At 62.1% G+C, this 19866-nt stretch carries 24 protein-coding genes; 16 read left to right on the top strand and 8 right to left on the bottom strand.

What is annotated here, in order from left to right:
- The first annotated feature begins 32 nt into the window (after positions 1-32).
- Positions 33-809, top strand: coding sequence for a zinc ABC transporter ATP-binding protein ZnuC (znuC, locus tag ACTG27_RS20005; protein WP_439980260.1), 777 nt, complete (start codon positions 33-35; stop codon positions 807-809).
- A 21-nt stretch (positions 810-830) separates the two neighbouring features.
- Positions 831-1610 (top strand): zinc ABC transporter permease subunit ZnuB, encoded by a 780-nt coding sequence (gene znuB, locus ACTG27_RS20000; protein WP_005354863.1) that lies wholly within the window; start codon positions 831-833, stop codon positions 1608-1610.
- A 9-nt stretch (positions 1611-1619) separates the two neighbouring features.
- Here znuB and ACTG27_RS19995 read toward each other — a convergent pair whose 3' ends face one another.
- Positions 1620-2510, bottom strand: coding sequence for a LysR substrate-binding domain-containing protein (locus ACTG27_RS19995; protein ID WP_058058364.1), 891 nt, complete (start codon positions 2508-2510; stop codon positions 1620-1622).
- 91 nt (positions 2511-2601) lie between these two features.
- Here ACTG27_RS19995 and ACTG27_RS19990 point away from each other — a divergent pair, with 91 nt between their 5' ends.
- Positions 2602-3459, top strand: coding sequence for a DMT family transporter (locus ACTG27_RS19990; protein WP_005335858.1), 858 nt, complete (start codon positions 2602-2604; stop codon positions 3457-3459).
- Between the two features lie 3 nt (positions 3460-3462).
- Here ACTG27_RS19990 and ACTG27_RS19985 read toward each other — a convergent pair whose 3' ends face one another.
- A complete protein-coding gene (locus ACTG27_RS19985) occupies positions 3463-4050 on the bottom strand; it encodes a uracil-DNA glycosylase family protein (RefSeq protein ID WP_335839131.1) in 588 nt (195 codons plus the stop codon).
- 99 nt (positions 4051-4149) lie between these two features.
- Here ACTG27_RS19985 and rarD point away from each other — a divergent pair, with 99 nt between their 5' ends.
- Positions 4150-5040: an EamA family transporter RarD gene (rarD, locus tag ACTG27_RS19980; RefSeq protein WP_005363056.1), complete on the top strand. Its 891-nt coding sequence runs from the start codon at positions 4150-4152 to the stop codon at positions 5038-5040.
- On the opposite strand, the gene ACTG27_RS19975 is transcribed toward rarD, so the two are convergent.
- Complete coding sequence (locus ACTG27_RS19975; protein WP_267518675.1) at positions 5022-5756, bottom strand: substrate-binding periplasmic protein; 735 nt, start codon at positions 5754-5756, stop codon at positions 5022-5024. The two genes, rarD and ACTG27_RS19975, sit on opposite strands and share 19 nt — an antisense overlap.
- A gap of 44 nt (positions 5757-5800) precedes the next feature.
- Here ACTG27_RS19975 and ACTG27_RS19970 point away from each other — a divergent pair, with 44 nt between their 5' ends.
- Positions 5801-6145, top strand: a complete 345-nt coding sequence (locus ACTG27_RS19970; RefSeq protein ID WP_047434463.1) for a GIY-YIG nuclease family protein — start codon at positions 5801-5803, stop codon at positions 6143-6145.
- Between the two features lie 90 nt (positions 6146-6235).
- Here ACTG27_RS19970 and pspG read toward each other — a convergent pair whose 3' ends face one another.
- The 4 genes from pspG to ACTG27_RS19950 form a co-directional block, all read right to left on the bottom strand.
- A complete protein-coding gene (pspG, locus tag ACTG27_RS19965; RefSeq protein ID WP_005335871.1) occupies positions 6236-6454 on the bottom strand; it encodes an envelope stress response protein PspG in 219 nt (72 codons plus the stop codon).
- Between the two features lie 48 nt (positions 6455-6502).
- Positions 6503-6709: a PspC domain-containing protein gene (locus ACTG27_RS19960; protein ID WP_005335873.1), complete on the bottom strand. Its 207-nt coding sequence runs from the start codon at positions 6707-6709 to the stop codon at positions 6503-6505.
- Positions 6710-6711: 2 nt separating this feature from the next.
- Positions 6712-7374, bottom strand: coding sequence for a phage shock protein PspA (pspA, locus tag ACTG27_RS19955; RefSeq protein ID WP_439980259.1), 663 nt, complete (start codon positions 7372-7374; stop codon positions 6712-6714).
- 210 nt (positions 7375-7584) lie between these two features.
- Complete coding sequence (locus tag ACTG27_RS19950) at positions 7585-8313, bottom strand: 1-acylglycerol-3-phosphate O-acyltransferase (RefSeq protein WP_215802015.1); 729 nt, start codon at positions 8311-8313, stop codon at positions 7585-7587.
- Positions 8314-8501: 188 nt separating this feature from the next.
- Here ACTG27_RS19950 and ACTG27_RS19945 point away from each other — a divergent pair, with 188 nt between their 5' ends.
- The 4 genes from ACTG27_RS19945 to ACTG27_RS19930 are packed head-to-tail and all read left to right on the top strand — an operon-like array spanning position 8502 to position 12247.
- The gene (locus tag ACTG27_RS19945; RefSeq protein ID WP_005354882.1) at positions 8502-8879 is read left to right on the top strand and encodes a hypothetical protein; all 378 of its coding nucleotides are present in this window, start codon (positions 8502-8504) and stop codon (positions 8877-8879) included.
- A gap of 53 nt (positions 8880-8932) precedes the next feature.
- A complete protein-coding gene (locus tag ACTG27_RS19940) occupies positions 8933-10975 on the top strand; it encodes a protein-disulfide reductase DsbD family protein (protein ID WP_439980258.1) in 2043 nt (680 codons plus the stop codon).
- 9 nt (positions 10976-10984) lie between these two features.
- Positions 10985-11728, top strand: coding sequence for a DsbA family protein (locus tag ACTG27_RS19935; protein WP_005354886.1), 744 nt, complete (start codon positions 10985-10987; stop codon positions 11726-11728).
- A gap of 3 nt (positions 11729-11731) precedes the next feature.
- The gene (locus tag ACTG27_RS19930; RefSeq protein WP_439980257.1) at positions 11732-12247 is read left to right on the top strand and encodes a protein disulfide oxidoreductase; all 516 of its coding nucleotides are present in this window, start codon (positions 11732-11734) and stop codon (positions 12245-12247) included.
- A 62-nt stretch (positions 12248-12309) separates the two neighbouring features.
- Here the strand turns inward: ACTG27_RS19930 and ACTG27_RS19925 are convergent, their stop codons facing one another.
- Complete coding sequence (locus tag ACTG27_RS19925) at positions 12310-13134, bottom strand: LysR family transcriptional regulator (protein WP_439980256.1); 825 nt, start codon at positions 13132-13134, stop codon at positions 12310-12312.
- A gap of 130 nt (positions 13135-13264) precedes the next feature.
- Here ACTG27_RS19925 and ACTG27_RS19920 point away from each other — a divergent pair, with 130 nt between their 5' ends.
- The 7 genes from ACTG27_RS19920 (at position 13265) to ACTG27_RS19890 (ending at position 19756) form a co-directional block, all read left to right on the top strand.
- The gene (locus ACTG27_RS19920) at positions 13265-14143 is read left to right on the top strand and encodes an NAD(P)-dependent oxidoreductase (RefSeq protein WP_439980255.1); all 879 of its coding nucleotides are present in this window, start codon (positions 13265-13267) and stop codon (positions 14141-14143) included.
- Positions 14140-14892 carry an SDR family NAD(P)-dependent oxidoreductase gene (locus tag ACTG27_RS19915; protein WP_439980253.1) on the top strand — a complete coding sequence of 251 codons (753 nt, stop codon included), beginning with the start codon at positions 14140-14142 and terminating at the stop codon, positions 14890-14892. The genes ACTG27_RS19920 and ACTG27_RS19915 overlap by 4 nt, the downstream gene beginning before the upstream one ends.
- A 280-nt stretch (positions 14893-15172) precedes the next feature.
- Positions 15173-15457 carry a cold adaptation protein ActJcold adaptation protein ActJ gene (gene atcJ / locus ACTG27_RS19910; RefSeq protein WP_151287450.1) on the top strand — a complete coding sequence of 95 codons (285 nt, stop codon included), beginning with the start codon at positions 15173-15175 and terminating at the stop codon, positions 15455-15457.
- A 23-nt stretch (positions 15458-15480) separates the two neighbouring features.
- The gene (gene atcA, locus ACTG27_RS19905) at positions 15481-16023 is read left to right on the top strand and encodes a cold adaptation protein AtcA (RefSeq protein WP_439980252.1); all 543 of its coding nucleotides are present in this window, start codon (positions 15481-15483) and stop codon (positions 16021-16023) included.
- A 12-nt stretch (positions 16024-16035) separates the two neighbouring features.
- Positions 16036-16803, top strand: a complete 768-nt coding sequence (atcB, locus tag ACTG27_RS19900; RefSeq protein ID WP_005335887.1) for a cold adaptation protein AtcB — start codon at positions 16036-16038, stop codon at positions 16801-16803.
- An 11-nt stretch (positions 16804-16814) separates the two neighbouring features.
- Positions 16815-17717, top strand: coding sequence for a cold adaptation protein AtcC (gene atcC, locus ACTG27_RS19895; RefSeq protein ID WP_439980250.1), 903 nt, complete (start codon positions 16815-16817; stop codon positions 17715-17717).
- A 551-nt stretch (positions 17718-18268) separates the two neighbouring features.
- Positions 18269-19756 carry a peptide MFS transporter gene (locus ACTG27_RS19890; RefSeq protein WP_439980249.1) on the top strand — a complete coding sequence of 496 codons (1488 nt, stop codon included), beginning with the start codon at positions 18269-18271 and terminating at the stop codon, positions 19754-19756.
- The last annotated feature ends 110 nt before the right edge of the window (positions 19757-19866 follow it).

The following is a 19866-nucleotide window of genomic DNA, read 5'->3' as shown; positions in this document are numbered from 1 at the left end:
AACTCTCAATGGCTGTAAACCCCGGAGTTGTCATGAGCCAACTGGTAGAGCTGAAAGAGGTCTCTCTCTCGTTTGATGGACGCTCTGTGCTCGACAAGGTCTCCTTTACCCTCAATAAAGGCAAAATCACCACGCTAGTCGGCCCCAACGGGGCGGGCAAGAGCACCCTGAGCAAGCTGGTGCTGGGTCTGCTCACCCCGGATTCGGGCAAGATCACCCGCAGCCGCGATCTGAGAGTCGGCTATGTGCCACAGCGCCTCTATCTGGATCCCACCCTGCCGCTGACGGTGCGCCGCTTCCTGCAGCTGGGCAAAAATAGCCGCCTCTCCATCGAGGAGGCACTGGCCCGGGTTGGCGCAGAGGGATTGCTTGAGAACCGGATGCAAAAGCTCTCCGGTGGTGAGATGCAGCGGGTACTGCTGGCTCGCGCCCTGCTGGTCAAGCCCGAGCTGCTGGTGCTGGACGAACCTGTGCAAGGGGTCGATATCACCGGCCAGATCGAGCTCTACGCCCTCATCGGCCAGCTCGCCGCCGAATTCAATTGCGCCGTGCTGATGGTCTCCCACGATCTGCATCTGGTGATGGCCAGCACCCACGAGGTGATCTGCCTCAATCGCCACGTCTGCTGTCATGGCGAGCCGGAAAGCGTGGCGCGCCACCCCGAATTTGCCCGTCTGTTCGGGCGACCGGAGCAGGAGGTGCTGGCGGTCTATACCCACCACCACCACTGCGATGGCGAACACCATCATAATGAACCGCAGGCCCCCGTCATCCGCCTGCCCTCTCGCAACAACGCTCACAGCAAATAGCGCAAGCAACAGGACATTCAAGTGGACAGCTTTCTGTTATACGCCCTCGCGGCCGGTCTCGGCATCGCCCTGCTGGCCGGCCCCCTCGGCAGCTTCGTGGTATGGCGCAAGATGGCCTATTTTGGCGACACCCTCTCCCATGCCTGCCTATTCGGCATCGCGCTGGGCATCCTGCTGCAGGTCGATCTCACCCTGGCGGTGGTGGTCTGCTGCCTCGCCATGGCGATGCTGCTGGTAATCATGAGTCGCAACCAGCAGGTGGCAACTGATACCCTGCTCGGCATTCTGGCCCACAGCGCCCTGTCCCTCGGTCTGGTTACCTTGAGTTTTATGGATAACGTGCGGGTGGATCTGATGGCCTACCTGTTTGGCGACCTGCTCTCGGTACAACCGATGGACCTGCTCTGGATCTATGGCGGTGGCGCGCTGGTGCTGCTCACCCTGTGGCGGTTGTGGGATCCCCTGCTCTCCATGACCATCTCGGAAGAGCTGGCACGGGTAGAAGGGATCCGGGTCGATGTGCTGCGCTGCGTCTTGATGCTGCTGATTGGTCTGGTGATTGCCGTGGCGATGAAGTTTGTCGGCGCGCTGATCATCACCTCCCTGCTGATCATCCCTGCCGCCACCGCCCGTCGTTTCAGCCAGACGCCGGAGCAGATGGCTGGCTTTGCCGCGCTGATCGGCTGTCTCGCCGTGCTGGGGGGGCTGACCCTCTCCTGGTATCAAGATACTCCGGCAGGGCCTTCGGTCGTCGTCTGTGCCACCAGCCTGTTTGTACTGAGTCAGTTCAAGAGAGCGTAACGTCGCAGGCTAGAGCGGCATGCTCTGGCGTGTCTCCATCATCAGCCACTGGCGCAACCGGCTGATGGCGGGCTCATGGGCCCGCGAGCGCTTGCAGGTAAAGTAGAAGGCATCCCCCGTCTCCAGCTGGTGTACCGGCAAGGCCACCAGCTGGGGATCATCGGGTCGCAGCATGTAGTCATTCACGAACGCCACCCCCTGATCCCAGGCCGCAGCCTCCATCGCCAGCAGCACATGGCTGAAGTGGTGCATTCGCGCCTCGTCAGGGATCACCAAGCCACCTGCCTTGGCCCAGCGCTGCCAATCCTCCCCCCGCGCCTTGTAAATGGACTGCACCGAGAGCAGCGGCAGCTGCCAGATGGCCTCGGGCCACTCCCCGCTGATCTGCTGCAACAGGCGGCGACTGCAGACCGGAAAGAGCCGCTCCTGATAGATAAGATCGTGACAGTAGCCCCGCCCGTTGGGTGACACAGTGATAAAGCAGTCTGCCACCCGATCAGATAGCTCGGGATCCTCCGCCACCATCTCCAGACTCAAATCAAGCTCGGGGTAGAGCTGGCGCAATCCGGCCAACCGCGGGATTAGCCACTTCACCGCAAACGAGCTGTAGACCGCGAGCCGGACTCGCATCTCGCCGCCCCCGCGCAACTGTTCGCTGCTTTGGGCAATCTGGCTGAGCCCGGCGGCAATCCCTTCGAAGTAGCTCTCCCCCTGCGGCGTCAGCGAGAGCAGCCGACCCTGACGCAGCAGCAAGCGCTCACCCAGAAAATCCTCCAGCAGGCGGATCTGGTGGCTGACCGCACTCTGGCTGACGTTCAATTCAAGGGCGGCACGGGAGAAGCTGAGCAGCCGGGCCACTACCTCGAAATATTGCACCGCACGCAGAGGAGGAAGCTTCATTATCTAAATATCTCATGAGTGGTCATTTTTTATCATTTTACTGGATATCAACCGGCACGCTACCCTCCGCTCATCTGAAGTGGGAGGTGGTATGAATGCAGTAGGGATCGGCATCCTTTATCTGGTGCTGGGCAATATGGTGGCGGTTTTTTCCGATGCGCTGGTCAAGGTGCTGGAGCCGGATCAGCCCATCTTCCAGTTTGTCTTTTTCCGCCAGCTCTCGGCCGCCATTCTGCTGATGCCCTGGCTGCTCTGGTCATGGCGCCGCAACCCGCCGGTGGCCATCAAGTGGCACCTGCTGCGGGCTCATATCTGGGCGGTCGGCGTCTGCCTGATGGTAGTGGCCCTCACCCGCTTGCCGCTCGCCACTGCCAATGCCCTCTTCTATGCCGCCCCCCTGATGATGGTGCCGCTGGCGGTGTGGATGGCGGGGGAAGCGATCTCGCGCCAGAAGGTGCTGACCGCAGTCATCGGATTTATCGGGGTTTTGATCGTGCTGCGCCCGACTGAAGTGAACTGGGCTGCGCTGGCGGCGCTTGGGGTGGCGCTGTCGATGGCGCTCAACAACCTGCTGATCAAGCGGATCCCGCTCAAGCAGCCCATCGCCCAGACCCTGTTTTTCACCAACGTGCTGAGCATGCCCTTTATCCTGGCGCTGGCACTGTGGGAAGGGGGCGACTGGCAGTGGCAGATGTGGTGGCCCGCCTTCGGCTCCTCGGCGCTGATCATGGTCTATGCGGGATTGTGCGTGGTGGCCTATCGCAAGGCGGAGGCGAGCAAGATCGCCTCGGCGGAGTACACCGGTCTGCTGATGGCGGTGGCCATCGGGGTATGGTTGTTTGACGAGCAGCCCGGTCTGCCGCTGCTGCTGGGCTGTATCTGCATCGTCCTGCCGCTCATCGCCATGGCGCGCAGCAAGCCAAAACCGCTGGCCGAGCCAGCGCTCTAATACTCAGGGTCTCCCCAGAAGCGGGGCGACCCTTTGCTGCAGATGGGGGACGATCTCATCCTCGAACCAAGGATTCTTTTTGAGCCAGAGGGTATTGCGCGGGGAGGGATGCGGCAACGGCAGCCAGCCGGGGCCATAGTCGGCCCAGCTGCGCACCGTATCGGTGAGCGATCCCTTGGCTGCCCCCCGCAGATAGTAGGCTTGTGAATATTGTCCGATCAGCAGGGTCAGCTCGATATTGGGCAGCAGCATCAGCACCTTGTCGTGCCAGGTGGGTGCGCACTCGGGTCTGGGTGGCAGATCGCCGGATTTTCCCCTGCCGGGATAGCAGAGCCCCATCGGCATGATGGCGATGCGGGATTGGTCGTAAAAGGTAGCCTTATCGACACCAAGCCACTGGCGCAGCCTGTCACCGGAGGGGTCATCCCACGGGATACCGCTGGCATGCACCCGGGTGCCGGGCGCCTGACCGATGATCAGCAGGCGGGCACTCTCGGCCCCGCGGATCACCGGACGAGGCCCCAGCGGCAGATGAGCCTCGCACAGACGGCAGGCCCTGATTTGCTCAAACAACTTATCGATTCGCTGCATGACGTTGATAGTACCAGCATTTCCCTGTTTTCCCTCTTGTGGAAACAGGGCGCGCCCCCTACTATCGCCATGGGTGTTTAATTTAATAAACGGATAATAATGAAAAACTGGCTAGGTACCGGCACCGCGACCCTCTCCTTCATCCTGTGGGGGATGCTGCCGCTCTATTATCAATTCATGCCCGAGGTCAACATGTGGGAGCTGATCTCCCACCGGGTGCTCTGGTCTGTGGTGCTACTGGGGGCCCTGTTTTTGCTGCTTGGCCACAAGGTGCCTTGGGCACAACTGCGCAGCGAGCCACGCCAGCTCGGCCTCATTCTGCTGGCGGGCCCCGTGATGTCCATCAGCTGGTGCATGTTCACCTGGTGCCTCACTACCGGGCAGGTGCTGACCACCAGCCTCGCCTTCTTTATGACCCCGCTGTTCAATATCGTATTCGCCGTCATCTTCCTGAAAGAGCGGCTCACCCCGCAAAAGCATCTGGCGGTCGCCCTGGCGCTGGCGGGTCTCGCCTACATGCTCTTCTGCTACGGCCAGCTCCCCTGGTTCTCCCTCATCATGGGGGCCAACTTCGCCTGCTACGGCCTTATCAAGAAGAAGATCCACTACGACACCGGCTCCAGCCTCTATCTGGAAGCCATGGTGCAACTGCCCGTCGCGCTGATCATCATCGGCACGCTGGCGTGGCACGGGGAAGGGGCATTCGTGAACGGGGATTTGGCCGACAAGCTGCTGCTGATGGGCAGTGCGCCCGCCACCCTGCTGCCGGTGGGGCTGTTCTGCTACGCAGTGGCGAGAACCCGGATGAGCACGGTGGGGCTGCTGCAATATATCGAGCCCAGCCTCGCCTTCCTGCTCGCCATCTACTGGTTTGGTGAGGCGCCGGACCCCATCAAGGCAGTCGGTTTCGCCTTTGTCTGGGCAGGTCTGCTGGTGAGCCTGTTGCCACTACACCGGCTCAAGCGCCGCCCTCAGGGCGTACCGCGATAGGACTCCAGCACCTTGTGCCAACGGGGATCCCTGTCCATCTGCTCGGCGATGTCGTTGAAGGTGGCATGCAGCTCGGGACGGGATTTGGGCAGCAGGATATGGCGGGTATAGCTGGATTGGGGGAAGGGCGAGATAAACAGCTTGCCCTGATAGTGCTGTGCGTCGATGAAAAAGCCCAGCGATGAACCACTTACCAGCGTCACATCGATGCGACCGCGCACCAGCAGCTCAAGATTGGTCTTCACCTTCTTGGCATCCTGACGCACCAGCTCCCCGCGGCCAGCTGCATCATCGATCCCCTGATAGCGGTAGCCCTCCACCCCGCCAAACACCAGCCCCTTGAGGGAGTCTGGCCCGCGATAGGTGACCGGGTTGTCAATGTTCGAGACCAGCTCGTTGGTGTCGCGCATCACCGGAAAGGTCCAGAGATAGCGTTCGCGATGGGGATCCCCCACCCAGGCGGGATTGACCCAGACCACCAGACCGTCAAAGTCGGGATCTGCCATCTCCAGCGCCAGCCGGGCGCGATTGACCAGCCAAAGCTCGATTCTGGGTTCACCCCTCAGCTTTTCATTGAGATACTTGACCAGCTCGCGGCTCAGCCCTGCATCCACTCCGGTGTTGAAGGGGGGATGCTGATGGTAATCGTAGAGACGGATCGTCTCCCCCAGAGCCGGGACCGACAACAGTAACCACAACCAAAACCAGACTCTCATCGCACCTCCTTGAGCTGCCTCTGAGTTTGGCACAGAGAATTTGAATGAGAGAACCCGCGACCACCACACCGGTACAGCAACCTTCCGCCCCTTCCCGCTGGTCTGTCTATATGGTGCGCACCGCCACCGGCCTGCTCTATACCGGGATCAGCACGGATCCGCTGCGCCGCCTGCGCCAGCACCAGAGTGGCAAGGGCGCTCGCGCCCTGCGCGGCAAGGGGCCACTGACGCTGGCGTGGCAACAGGAAGTCGGCGAGAAGGGGGCGGCCCTGCGCATCGAATATCGTCTCAAGCAGCAGCCGAAATCCTTCAAGGAGCAGCTGATCCACAGCCCGGCACTCTGGCAGAGCTGGAGCCCCCAGTGGTTACCCGCAGCCACCCAGCCTTGAGGACGACAGGCAAAAAAAGGCCACTCGAGGAGTGGCCGGAAAGGGGAAATCAGGGAGCATCACACAACGTCTTGCACAACCTCAGGCGGGTTAGAGGTAGGTATTGGAACGCTTGCTGCGGTTGCTGATCAGCCAGCAAACCGCCAGCACCAGCAGCAACCAGGGGGCCAGCTTGATGATCAGAGCAAGCATGCCGCCCAGCGCCCCAAGCAGCACGAACAGGCCGCTCACCAGCAACATGGCTACCAGGGTAAAACCGGTCAGTGCCATGACCAGCAGCACCACCAGCAATATGAAAAATTCCAGCATAACTTGCTCCTTATCAGTACCTTGTCTGCCGACTGTTCAACCCTTCGGTCAATCCAGCCAGCGCTTCAATTCATAACGGGGCGGCATCACCAGCACCGCCAGCAGATAGGCGGCCAGAGCCAGCGGCGGCATCAGGATCAGGGCGAGCAGTGCCACCACCCGCACCGTGACTCTGGAGACCCCCAACCGCCTGGCAATACCGGCGCAGACCCCGGTCAGCTTGCGATGCACCAGATCCTTGGGCCAGGGGCTCATGATTACACCTCCGCCTTCTGGCCTTTGAGGCGAGCCAGCTCGCGCTCGATCTCGTCATTGAGCTCCAGCTCGCGGAACTGGGCCTCCAGCGAGGGATTCTGCCCCAGGGTGGCCGCCTCCAGCTGGGCTTCCAGCTGATCGACCCGGCCCTGAAAACCATCAAAGCGCGCCATCAGCTCATGCATCCGCAGGTTGTCCACCTGGGCGCGAGCACGAATGCGGCTATGGGCTGTCTGCTCGCGCAGGGTCAGCAGTTTCTGCTTCTCGCGGGCCTCGGTCAGCTTGGAGGCCAACCGTTCACTGTCGGCGGTGAGCTGGGCCAGCACTTCGGCGACCCGGGCCTTGTCCTGCTCCAGCTGTTCACATTTTTTGACCTCCGCCAGCTTCTCGGTGAGGGCGGCGCGGGCCAGATCCTCACGTCCCTTCTGGATGGCGAGCTCGGCCTTGGCCGACCACTCCAGAATCTGCGCGTGCAACGCCTGCTGGTGACGCTCCAGCTGCTTCTGTTCGGCAATCACGCGGGCGGCCTGGGTACGCATCTCGACCTGCACCTGCTCCATCTCTTCGATCATCAGGCGCAGCATCTTCTCCGGCTCTTCACTCTTGTCGAGCAGGCTGTGCAGGTTGGCATTAATCACGTCGGTCAGGCGGCTGAATACGCTCATGGTCTGGCTCCTTGTTGATGGGATGGCTATCTCTTCCCATTGCATTACAAGAGCCGTGCCAAGAAAAATTATTGTTGTTTTACATATAGATGGGAATTTACCGAGGAAATTCAATAAGCGTTTATTGGTGAGAATAGCCAACCAGGTGGTGATTTTTACCAACAAAAAAGGGAGCCTGTGGCTCCCCTTTCAATGCAGTTATGATGGCGTTCAGGCGGCGTGATGGCGACCCAGCTTGCCATCCAGCTCGGCCAGTTTGGCCTCCATCCGGGCGCGGCAGGTATCGGAGAGATCGCGAATGCCGCTGGCACCGTGCTCCTTGCTGCAGACCGGCGCCATCACTTCCACCAGCACTTCGCCGTTGTCCCAGCGATTGAGATCGACCTGACCGAAGTAGCTGGAACAGACGATGGGCACCACGGGCACTTCAGCCTGTACCGCAGTGTGGAAAGCGCCCGCCTTGAACGGCAGCAGGCCACGCCCCTGGGAGCGGGTCCCTTCCGGGAACATCCAGATGGAGGTGCCACGGTTCTTGATGCGATCCACCACCTGACCTATGGTGCCGATAGCACGGGAGCGGTTGGAGCGGTCGATCAGCACGTTGCCGGAGAGCCAGAAGATAAGGCCAAACAGCGGCAGCCAGAGCAGGCTCTTTTTGCCCACTGCCACCACGCCAGGCTGCACCGCACCGGTCACGGTGAAGATGTCGAAGTTGCTCTGGTGGTTGCAAACGTAGACCGCCGGGCCGACCGATTTGACCTCGTCGGCCACCGTCACTTTGACTCGCAGCCCGATCAGCGGGCAGACCGCGTGATACATGCGGGCGAAGACATAGACGTTGTTGGGATGGCGCGGACGAACCAGACAGAGCAGCAGGCCGAACAGGAACCAGAAAATGAGCAGCAGACCAAGCAGCAGCACACGGGCAATTTTGAGCATCGAACACCTCGAGTTTTAACTCGGCGCAGTATACTGATCCCCCTTTTAGCGAACAAGCGTTCGCCAAACAGAACCGACCACCCTCCCCGTCGCGCCACCCACAGTCCTGCACATCAATACGACGCCGCCGACTTGCCCCACCCACCATTGGTCGTTAGGATGGCCCCATCTTGATGGACGGGGCGAACATGATGTTGCAACAACGGGTAGCGAAACATCTCCTGCTGCTGGTCTGCCTGCTGGTGCTCAATTGTGCGGCCCAGCCGCTGGCCCGGCTTGCCCTGCTCGATCACGCCCTCAGCTGTCAGGCGCTGCCGGTTCCAGGCTCGGCAACGGATCAAGAGGATGCCAAACCGGCCAGCCCGCAGCCCACCAGCTGCCAGCTCAACGGCAAGTGGCTGAGCGCCGCCACCCTGCTCTGCGTCGAACAGCTCTTCTTTGCCGTGGCCGTACTGATCGCCCTGCTGGCCCCCCTTTGGCGCTACACACCGCCACTGCCCCCTCCCAGAGTCATCTCGCCGCCCGAGCGGCGTTTGCACCTCACCCTCTGCGTCTGGCGGGAATGAGTTCGGCAGCGTTCTTTCGTTAGCTGTCACTCAATTTTTGCGAGACCAAAAAGATGTCGAATCTCTTCAAGGCGGCCCTGCTACTGGGCGGTCTGCTGTGGCAATCCATGGGATTGGCCAGCGACACGGGCTGGCTCACCAGCCCACAGAATGATCACGCCCGGGTACGGCTGCAGGCCGACCGCAGCACGGCAGATCAGACCCGCATCCTGCTCGATGTCGAGCTGGAGTCGGGCTGGAAAACCTACTGGCACAGCCCGGGAGAAGGGGGCATTGCCCCCCAGATCCTCTGGGATGAGCCGGTCGGAGACTTTCAGTGGCGCTGGCCGGTGCCACGCCACTTCGAGGTAGCCGGGCTCAGCACCCAGGGTTATCAGGGGGACGTGACCTTCCCCCTCAGCCTCAATTACCCAACCGGGCAACCGCTCAAGGGGACTCTGCGCCTCTCGACCTGCAGCAACGTCTGCATCCTGACCGACTTCCCTTTCACCCTCGCGCTGGATGGCGCAGCCCCAGCCGACTTCGATTTTGCCTGGGCGAAGGCGATGAGCACCCTACCCCAACAGTTGCCAGCCGAGACCCGGGTCGAGCTCGGTTATCAGCACAACCAGCTGCAACTGCGCGCCGAGCGGGCAGAGGGCTGGCAATCACCAGCGCTCTTTATCGACGCTCTGGAGGGGGCCGAGTTTGGCAAACCGGCGCTTGAGGTCGAGGGCAACACCCTGATCGCCCGGGTGCCGGTGAGCGATGGCTGGCAGGGGGATGCGCCGGATCTGCGCGGCCAATCCCTCGGCCTGCTGCTCACCAGCGGCGAACAGGCGTGGCAGGGCAAGGGGACGATCGGCGCGCCGCTCGCGCTGCCCAACCAGAGCCATTCGCTGTTCTGGTTGCTGGGAGTAGCGCTGCTCGGCGGCCTGATCCTCAACCTGATGCCCTGCGTGCTGCCGGTGCTGGCGCTCAAGCTGGGAACTGTGTTGCAACATCAGGAGCGTGAACAGGGCGCGGTGCACAAGCAGTTCCTCGCCGCCAGCGCCGGGATCATCGCCTCCTTCTGGGTGCTGGCGGCCATGAGCAGCCTGCTACGCGCCACGCAAGGGGCCGTCGGCTGGGGCATCCAGTTCCAGAGTGCCGGTTTTATCGGCTTGATGGTGCTGGTCACCCTGCTGTTTTGCGCCAACCTGTTGGGGCTGTTCGAGATCCGCCTGCCCAGCGCCCTCAGCACCCGCCTCGCCACCAGCGGCGGCAACAGCCTCGGCGGTCACTTCCTGCAGGGGAGCTTCGCCACTCTGCTGGCGACACCCTGCTCGGCCCCCTTCCTCGGCACTGCAGTGGCCTTTGCGCTGGCAGCGCCCCTTGGCCAGCTCTGGCTGATTTTCACGGCATTGGGAATTGGCATGAGCCTGCCCTGGCTACTGGTGGCGGCCCTGCCACGGCTCGCCCTCTGGTTGCCGAAACCGGGGCGCTGGATGAACCATCTGCGCATCCTGCTCGGCCTGATGATGCTGGGCTCCAGCCTCTGGCTCACCAGCCTGCTCGACAACCATCTCGGCAGCTATGCCACCGGCTGGCTGATGGTTGCCATGCTGCTGGCACTGCTGACTGGCATCATCTGGCGTTACGGCATGCGCGGCTTCACGCTGGCGATCGCCCTCGCCGCCCTGATTGGCAGCCCCCTGCTGCTGAGCGGCGCCTTTAGCGCGCAGGGCTCGGCCAGCGTTGACAAGGTGGTCTGGCAGCCGCTCTCCGAACGCGCCATCACAGATGCGCTGGCCCAGAACAAGCGGGTCTTTATCGATGTCACCGCAGACTGGTGCGTCACCTGCAAGGCCAACAAATACAACGTGTTGCTACGCGATGAGGTGCAACAGGCCCTCTCGGCCCCCGATGTGGTGGCCCTGCGCGGCGACTGGAGCAAACCAAGCGACACCATCGCCGCCTTCCTGCGTAAGCGGGGCGCGGCGGCCGTCCCCTTCAACCAGATTTACGGCCCGGAGTTGCCGCAGGGGGTCACGCTGTCACCCCTGCTCGACAAGGACGATCTGCTGACCACATTGCACAAGGCTGGCCTGCTTCAGGCTGGCACCACCCGATTTTAAGGAGCAACCATGAAACCGACTCTTAGCGCCCTGACCCTGCTGGCCTCCCTTTCCGCAACCCTGCTGGCTCCGGCCCTGCACGCAGCCCCCTTCACCCCGGAGCAGGAGGCGCGCATCAAGGAGCTGATCCGCGAGACCCTGATAGCCAACCCCAAGATCCTCGACGAGGCCGCCGAATCCTGGGAGAAACAGAACGCGGCAGCCCAGGAGGCGCAGCTTGGCAACTTCATCAAGGGCAACAAGGATGTGCTGTTCAACAGCGCCACCAGCCCGCGCCTCGGCGCCAAGAACCCCAAGCTGACGCTGGTGCTGTTCACCGACTACAACTGCCCCTACTGCAAGCAGTTCGATCCCCAGCTGACCAAGCTGCTCAAGGCCTATCCGGACGATCTGGGGCTGGTGATCAAGCTGCTGCCGTTCAAGGGGCAGACCTCCGCCAAGGCGGCCCAATACAGCCTGACCCTGTGGCAGCAGGATCCCGCCCGCTTCCTCACCCTGCACGACAAGCTGATGAGCAAGCAGGGGATGTTGACCGAGGCGGACATCAACAAGGCGCTGGCCGCCACCGGCAACACCGCGCTCAAACCGGCCGCCAAGGCGACCGAAGAGCTGCGCAACAGCCTGCGCATCGGCACCATCCTCGGGGTACAGGGCACACCGGCGACCCTGATTGGCAACCAGCTGGTACCGGGCGCCATCCCCTATGAGGAGCTGGAGCAGCTGGTGAAGGCCGAACTGGCCAAGCAGGGGTAAAGAATGACCACCAATCCTCAACCCCGCTGGCGCCGCTGGGGCAAGGAGGCGCTCTGGCTGCTGCTGATGGCGCTGGTCATCTCGACGTTGCTGGATCTGTGGCGCAGCCCGACCCTGCCGGAGGGGGCGATGAGCGCCCCCGTCACATTGCAGGACGGCACCAGCACGGATCTCGCTACCTTAAGTCAAGGCAAGCCGCTGCTGGTCTACTACTGGGCCAGCTGGTGCGGGGTGTGCCGTTTCACCACCCCGGCGGTGCAGCAGCTCTGGCAAGAGGGGGAACACGTGCTGACGGTGGCGCTGCGCTCCGGCAATTCGGAGCAGTTAGCCAATGGGATGAGCAAGAAGGGGCTCGCCTTCCCGACCCACAACGACGAGTCGGGAGCGCTGGCCGCCAAGTGGCAGGTAGGGGTCACCCCGACTTTCCTCGTTATCAAGGATGGGACGCTTGTGAGCAGCACCACCGGCTGGAGCTCGAAGTGGGGCTTGCAACTGCGGCTCTGGTGGGCGTCGCTCTAGCCACGCAACAACATTGCCTTCAACAGGGCCATCCCACCGGATGGCCCTTTTTTATGCCGACATCAGGCGGGGAGCTGCATCCCGCGCACCTGCTCCAGCAGGGCAGTCACCGCCGCCGAGCGCAGCGCATCGGGGGCGTAGCAGAGCCCTACCCGCCGCTTGAAGGAAGAGGCCGCCAGCTCGGCGACTGTACAACCGGGCGGGCAAAGCGAACGGGGCAACCAGCCGATCCCCGCCCCGGCGGCCACCATAGTCGCCGCCAGTCGCAGCGACCCCGCCCGCCGTGGATAGAGTGGCGCCTGATTGCCGAGGATGGCGATCAGCCGCAGGTGGGAGTCGTGGCGCGGGCAGGTGACCCAGGGCTCGTCCGCCAGCGCATCCGGGGTGAGCGATCCCTTGCCCGTCAGCGGGTGATCCGGCGGCAGCACCAGCACAAACTCCTCCTCCAGCAGGGGGATAAATAGCTCGTCGCCGCAGCGCAGGAATTCACAGCCCAGCCGCACATCGCCACAGCAACCCTCCTCCAGAGTCAGCAGGATCTCCTCGTGGGCGAGTACCCCGTTGACCAGCGTCCCCACCACGCCATCGCCAAGGTCTGCCTCAATCCCCACCGTCAGCTCGAGGCAGGGGGAGGTTTCACGAAACTCGCGGGCGAGGGAATCGGTGTCGGCGATCAACCGCTTGGCGCGGGGATAGAGCCGGTGCGCCGCTTCGGTTCCCTCCACCCCGCGCGCCTGCCGCACAAACAGGGTCACCCCCAGCTCATCCTCCAGCGTTTTGATGGTGGTGGAGAGGGTGGGCTGGGTAATGAAAAGGCGGGTAGCGGCCGCCGTGATGTTGCGCTCCTCGAAGACAGCCACAAACGCACGCAGGGTTCGCACATCCATAGAATTCACCTATACCAGACAGTCATAAAAGCCATTTTTCACGGCGACACTGGGCAAATATAGTGGCTTACCTGCCACAAGGCATCCCAATTTTCTATATCAGCGTTTATCAACACCGTCAGGAGCCATCATGCGCCATCTCTCTGTCATCGGCCTCGGGGCCATGGGCTCCGCCCTCGCCACCACCTTGCTCAAGGCGGGCCATCCGGTCACCGTCTGGAATCGCAGCGCCGCCAAAGCGGCCCCGCTGCAAGCGCTGGGCGCGACTCTCGCCCCCTCGGTTGGCGAGGCCATCGCCGCAAGCGATATCACCCTTGTCTGCGTAGATAACTACGCCGTCAGCCAGCAGTTGCTGGACGAAGCAAGCGATGCGGTGGCGGGCAAGCTGCTGGTGCAGCTCTCTACCGGCAGCCCGCAGGGGGCCAGAGCGCTGGAGAGTTGGAGCCACGCCAGCACCGCCCGTTATCTCGATGGCGCCATCCTCTGCTTCCCGGATCAGATCGGCACCAGCGATGCCAGCATCATCTGCTCCGGTGCCAGCGCTGCCTTTAGCGACGCCGAGCCGGTGCTGCGCCTGCTCGCCCCCACCCTCGACCATGTGGCCGAGGCGGTGGGCGCCGCTGCGGCGCAAGATTGCGCCGTCGCCGCCTACTTTGCTGGTGGTCTGCTCGGGGCCCTGCACGGCGCGCTCATTTGTGAGGCGGAAGGGTTGCCGGTAGCCAAGGTGTGCGCCCAGTTCAGCGAACTCTCGCCCATTCTCGGTGGCGATGTGGCCCACCTGGGCAAGACGCTGGCGAGCGGCGATTTCGATCACCCCTACGCCAGCCTGAAAACCTGGAGCGCCGCCATCAGCCGTCTCGCCGGTCATGCCACCGACGCCGGGATCGACAGCCGCTTCCCGCGCTTTGCCGCCGATCTGTTTGAGGAAGGGGTGGCGCAAGGGTTTGGTCAGCAGGAGGTGTCGGCCCTCATCAAGGTGCTGCGGGCGCGCAATGGAGCGGCACAATGAACGAGCTGACCAACCAACCCCAAATTGCACTGGTCACCGGCGCGGCTGGCGGGATTGGCCGCCAACTCTGCATCGGGCTGGCCGAGGCGGGTTATCGGGTGATCGCCACCGATCTGGCTCCTCACGCTTTCGACCATCCCGAGATCCACTTTCACCCGCTCGATTTGCGGGACGAGCAGGCCATCGTGCGCCTCTTTGCCGAGGTGCGCGCGCAGCATGGCGGCCTCCATCTGCTGATCAACAACGGCGCCATCAGCAAGTTCCACACCCGCTTCGAGGATCTGAGCGCATCCCAGTTCGATCAGGTGATGACAGTCAATGTGCGCGGCGCCATGCTCTGCGCCCGCGCCTTTGTGCAGGCCAACCGCGGGTTGCCCTATGGCCGCATCATCAATATTGCCTCCACCCGCTGGCAGCAGAACGAACCGGGTTGGGATGCCTACGGCGCTTCCAAGGGGGCACTGGTCGCCCTCACCCAGTCCCTCGCCAACTCGCTGGCCGACTCCCCCATCACGGTCAATGCCATCAGTCCGGGCTGGATCCAGGCGGAGGATTACCACACCCTGACCGAGGCGGATCACCGCCAGCACCCGAGCGGCCGGGTCGGGCGCCCCGACGACATCACCCGCGCCTGCCTCTTTCTGGCGGATCCTCGCAACGACTTTATCAACGGTGCCAATCTGGTGGTCGATGGCGGGATGAGCAAGAAGATGATCTACCACACCTCCGCCTCCTTCTGGGAGGAGTAACCCCTGCGGCGGCAGCCTCGCCCCGGACTGCCGCCCGCCCCTTTTCTGCCCGTTTTTTCATCGCTTTTGCCCCGCCGCCCTTGCACTGACCAGATCGACTGGCAACAATAGACGCTCAACTGACACCTCTTCATCTCGCCCGTTAATTGATCGCCCAACTCATCGCGTTGGCGGGCTGTTTCCGTTAAAATGACGGGTTTTTGCCGTGCCTGGTTTGCCAATCCCCACCATCAGGCACTCGCAGCGTGAATCCTATGATGCCAGTGATGCAGGATCTGCCATGAACAACTACTTTCGGGTGCTGGGCGTCAAGTCCAACGCCAGCGAAAACGACATCAAGAAAGCCTATCGTCGGCTCTCAAACCAGTACCACCCCGACAAGCTGCACGGGGCCAGTGAAGAAGAGAAAGAGCAGGCAGCCATCAAGCTGCACCAGATAAAGCAGGCCTATGAAGTGCTGTCCGATCCGAAACAGCGGGCCGCCTTCATCAAGGATTTCAACAACGTCATCGTGACCGACCCCACCTCCGCCATGCAGGAGATGTGGGATCAGTTCTACCCCTGAAACAGCAGGCAGAAAGAGCAACTATGCAAAAGAGATGGGACCAGGCGCGGCTCAAGTCGCTGCAAAGCGATGCCAGCGAAAACATCGAATCCTACCGGGATCAGGACGACCCCAAGGGGCTGGAACAGTTCACCGACCAGATGAAGAGCCTGCTGCTGGCCGATATGAGCATGCTGGAGTTTATGCCCGAGTATCTGCCGCTGGCCCTCTATGGCCGGGTGCAGTTCCCGGCCAAGGCCAAGTCGCAGTGGAACAAGTGGCTCGCCAGCGGCGAGCAGCCAAGCTGGGACGAGTTCAAGGTGAGCGTCGGCTTCAACAATGCCGCCCTGCCGCTGGTCAAGGCGGTGCGGGCCCAGAGCGAAGATCAGCTGATGGAAGCCTGCGCCGTGCTGTTCCTGCTCGACAACCCGCTGCCGCGCGGTAGCCACCGCGGCGATGACGATTATGAGCTGCGCGACGAAGCAGATGAAGACGGGGAAGATGCCGACGCCGACTACCACGGCGGCAGTGACCGCTATGGTGATGACGACGGCGATCAGGATATGTACGACGAAGTCCGTTTCTAATTGGGGCAAGGCATGAGCAACAGTCTGATAGAAATTACCGCCATCGAGATCAAAGAGCTGGCCGTTATCGAGCCGAAGCAGGCCAGCGAGAAGTTCGAGCTGATCGCCAAGACCATGTCTGACGACCAGCTGGCAGAAGTGATTGAAAACATTGATATCGTTACCCTGACCCAGATTAACGGCCAGCACGATATCTCCTTCCCCTCCATCATCTCCGAGCTGATGACCCCGGAGCGGATCCGCGACATCGTCTGCCAGCAGCCGCTCTATTGGGAAGAGGCGATCAAGAACAACGCCGATGAGCTGCAACAGCACACCTTCGACTTCCTCAACTACCTGATCCGCACCCAGGATAGCGAAGCCAAGCAGCGCGAGATCCTCGAGTGCGTGGCCGAAGATCCGGCCGGTCTCTTCTACCTCGCCATCCCCTTTATCGAGTTCTATCGCGGCGATCGCTATGAAGAGGACGAAGGCTATCGCGACGTGCTGCACGCCGAAGAGGAAGATCTCGAAGAGTCCCTGCGCTACAGCGAGCGCCAGCAGAGCGAGGATGTCCACGACTATGCGCTGGATGACCCGAGAAGCCTGTTGATGCTCATTCGCGAGCTGGCCCCCGAGGTGGAGAAAGCCATCAAGGCGCTGCTGCGCAACGAGCACTCCACCTGGGACGGCATCATCAACAAGTTTGCCGCCGAGCTGGTGATGCAGGCCAAAGAGAAGAACAAGGTCGAGGAAGACGAGTACGGCGACGTCGACGACATGTTCAGCTTTCTGGATTAAGGAGCCCATTCATGCAGTTAGTCATTCGCGATGCCAACCAGGGCCCCTTTCTGACCCAGGTGCTGCGCTTTGGCCGCGACAATGAACGTTTGAGCGAGCAACAGCTGGCCGCCATCAAGGGCAAGGCGGTGCTGATGAGCCTCAAATTCGCCGACAAGTACTACAACAAGTACAAGATGCACCTGCTGGAGCAGGCCGCCCACGACGTCATCGGCGTGGTGAGCCTCGGCCTGCAGGAGCTCTCGGCGCGGGATCCGGCCAAGGCACTGGCGCTGCTGCAGGCGCCGGAAGGCCCCATCAAGCCGTTCCAGAAGGGCTGGTCGATGCTCATCACCGTCAGCCCCAAGCAGGCTGGCAACAGCCTCTACGGTGACGTGGATGCCCGCCTGCTGGACAAGATCTCGAGCCCGCCCGATGTGGAGGAGTGGCAAGGGTGGCAGGAGTACGAGAAGGCGCTGACCGAGCACAACAAGAGCCGGCTGATGGGGCTCATCGACCAGCACTTCTTCGCCTGCGAGAGCGACCACCCCACCATGGAGGACAAGCTGGCCGAAGCACTGCTCTACCGCATCCTCTGCGGCAAGGGCAGTGGCGCCGCCCCGCTCAAGGTGAAGCAGGATCTCAAGCGCAAGCTGGCGCGGGAGATTGAGCTCGACGAGGGCTGGTATGACACCGACTACCTCGCCGCCCAGCTCGCCCTGATGCTAAGCGCGCTGCCCGCCGACATGGCCGCCGCCCTGCGTCAGGAGCTGAGCCCGGGCTTTGTGCCGAACCTGCTGCACACCCTCGGCTTTGTGCGCCAGTACCAGCGGCTGCAAAAAGAGAACGCCTCGCCGGAGAAGCTCGACAACATCGAGATGCGTGCCGGGCTCAAGCACCCGCTGCTTGGCTGGCCGCTCTACCACAACTTCTAGGGCGCCCTTCGCCGCCTCTTTTGTTGCCCCCAATGTGGGATAACCCAACGCCCGGCCCGCCGGGCGTTGTTCTATCCGGGATGTCCCCTCACCCTGACCCTCTGCCAAAGTGAGAGGGGAAAAACGCAAACTCCCTCGGGCTGCCCCTTCTCTTCCCGATATTTATTCACTCAATACCCGAGGATGAATAAACAACCTGCAATACAACAACTTGGCGCCAGCTGCGTTTCGGGACAACAAAGCTGGACGCAGATCCCGTTACAGCGCCACAATCGGCACCAAATAGCCGACTGGATCACATCAACCATGCCGCAATCCCGTGGTAAGCCGAGCTAAAACCACGGCTCAATCGCGCATAAAAAGGCGGAATAGATCAATAAAAAGCAATTAATCGCGCCGGATTAAATTTCAGGTATGGCTATTTGCACCGCTTGGCCGCTAAATGACAGACCGGCCTTCAGACCAGCATGGAAGCGCACAAGGCTAGCCGGCAGCAGACCGGTACGCTCTCAGGACGAGTTATGACTTTCTTCTCTCACAGGAGACAGACCGTGAGCGCTTCGAATCAACACCCCACCATTCCCCCCGGCTCCGGGGCGCTGTTCTTTATCCAGACCTTCTCGACCCTGGGGTTTGCCGTGCTCTACTCCACGCTGGTGCTCTACGCCACCAAGCGGCTCGGCTTCAGTGAATCCCAGGCCAACGCCATGATGGGGGTCTTCGGGGCCTTCAACTATGGCCTGCACCTGTTTGGCGGTTATCTCGGCGGGCGCTACCTCAGCAACCGCAACCTGTTCGTGATGGGGATGGTGCTGCAGGTGATCGGCTGCTACTTCATCGCCGAGATGGGGAGCACCGGCCTCTACTGGGGGCTCGCCATGTTCCTTACCGGCAGCGGCCTCAACGTCACCTGCCTCAACATGATGCTGACCCAGCGCTTCGCCCCGGATGATCACCGCCGCGAGAGCGCCTTCCTGTGGAACTACGCCGGGATGAATCTGGGCTTCTTTATCGGCTTCACGGTGGCGGGCTACTTCCAGCTCACCGAGGATTACCGCACCCTGTTCCTGTTTGCGACGCTGGGCAACATCATCGCCATTATCGCCACCTTCGCCTGCTGGCCCATTCTGGCGGATATCAGCACCCCGCTGCGCCACGTCAAAGGGAGCGGCTTCTACCGCCGCATGCTGGCAGGTATCGCCATTCTGGCCATGCTGGTGCCGGCGCTGCGCCTGCTGCTGACCCACGCCAGCTTCAGCGGCAGCTTTGTGCTGATCCTGGGGGCCGTGGTGCTGGTACTGCTCTGCGTGATGACCGCCCGCCATCCGGACGCCGCCGAGCGCAGCCGCATGGTGGCCTACCTGATCCTCGCCCTTGGCTCCCTCATCTTCTGGTCGCTCTATCAGCTGGCGCCCATGGGACTGATGCTCTTCTCCGAGCACAACATCAACCTCAACGTGTTCGGGCTGCGGGTCGCCCCCCAGTGGATCCAGAACATCAACACCCTCGTCATCGTCATCGGTGGCCCCCTGATGGCGCTGCTGTTCAAGCGGCTGCGCGAACAGGGCTGGAATATCGATATCCCCTCCCAGTTTGCCGCCTCCCTGTTTTGCATGGGGCTCGGCATGCTGGTGCTGCCGATCGGCATCCATCTGGCGGGGGCCGACGGGCTGGTCGCCTTCAAGTGGATCGCCATCAGCTATGTGCTGCAGAGTTTTGGCGAGCTGCTGATCTCCCCCATCGGCTACGCCATGATTGGCAAGCTGGCCCCCGCCAGCCTGCAAGGCTTGATGATGGGTTGCTGGATGATGGTGACTGGCATCGCCTCGGTGCTGGCGGGCTATGTCTCCGGCGCCATGCCGCAGAATATCGGCAGCTCTCCGGTGGCCACCAACCCGGGCTACAGCTCGGTGTTCAATATGCTCGGCTGGGGCTCACTGGCGGGCGGCGTGGTGTTGCTGCTGCTGGTGCCCCGCCTGCGACAGCTGATCGCCTCCAAGATCACCCCGCCTCCGGCGGCCACTGCCATTCCTGTCTAATCGGGTTCGGGCCAGCCATTTCACTGGCCCCTGCCACTGCGAACGGTTGAATCAGCAACGCGGCTGATCATGCAAAGGGCCCCGCCATCATGGATGGCGGGGCCCTTCTC

Origin of the sequence: Aeromonas sp. 97A, from assembly GCF_051919185.1 — a bacterium.
In the GTDB taxonomy this organism is placed as follows: domain Bacteria; phylum Pseudomonadota; class Gammaproteobacteria; order Enterobacterales; family Aeromonadaceae; genus Aeromonas; species Aeromonas veronii.
Note: the sequence above shows the minus strand (reverse complement) of the source record. Positions and strands in the feature narration are given on the sequence as shown.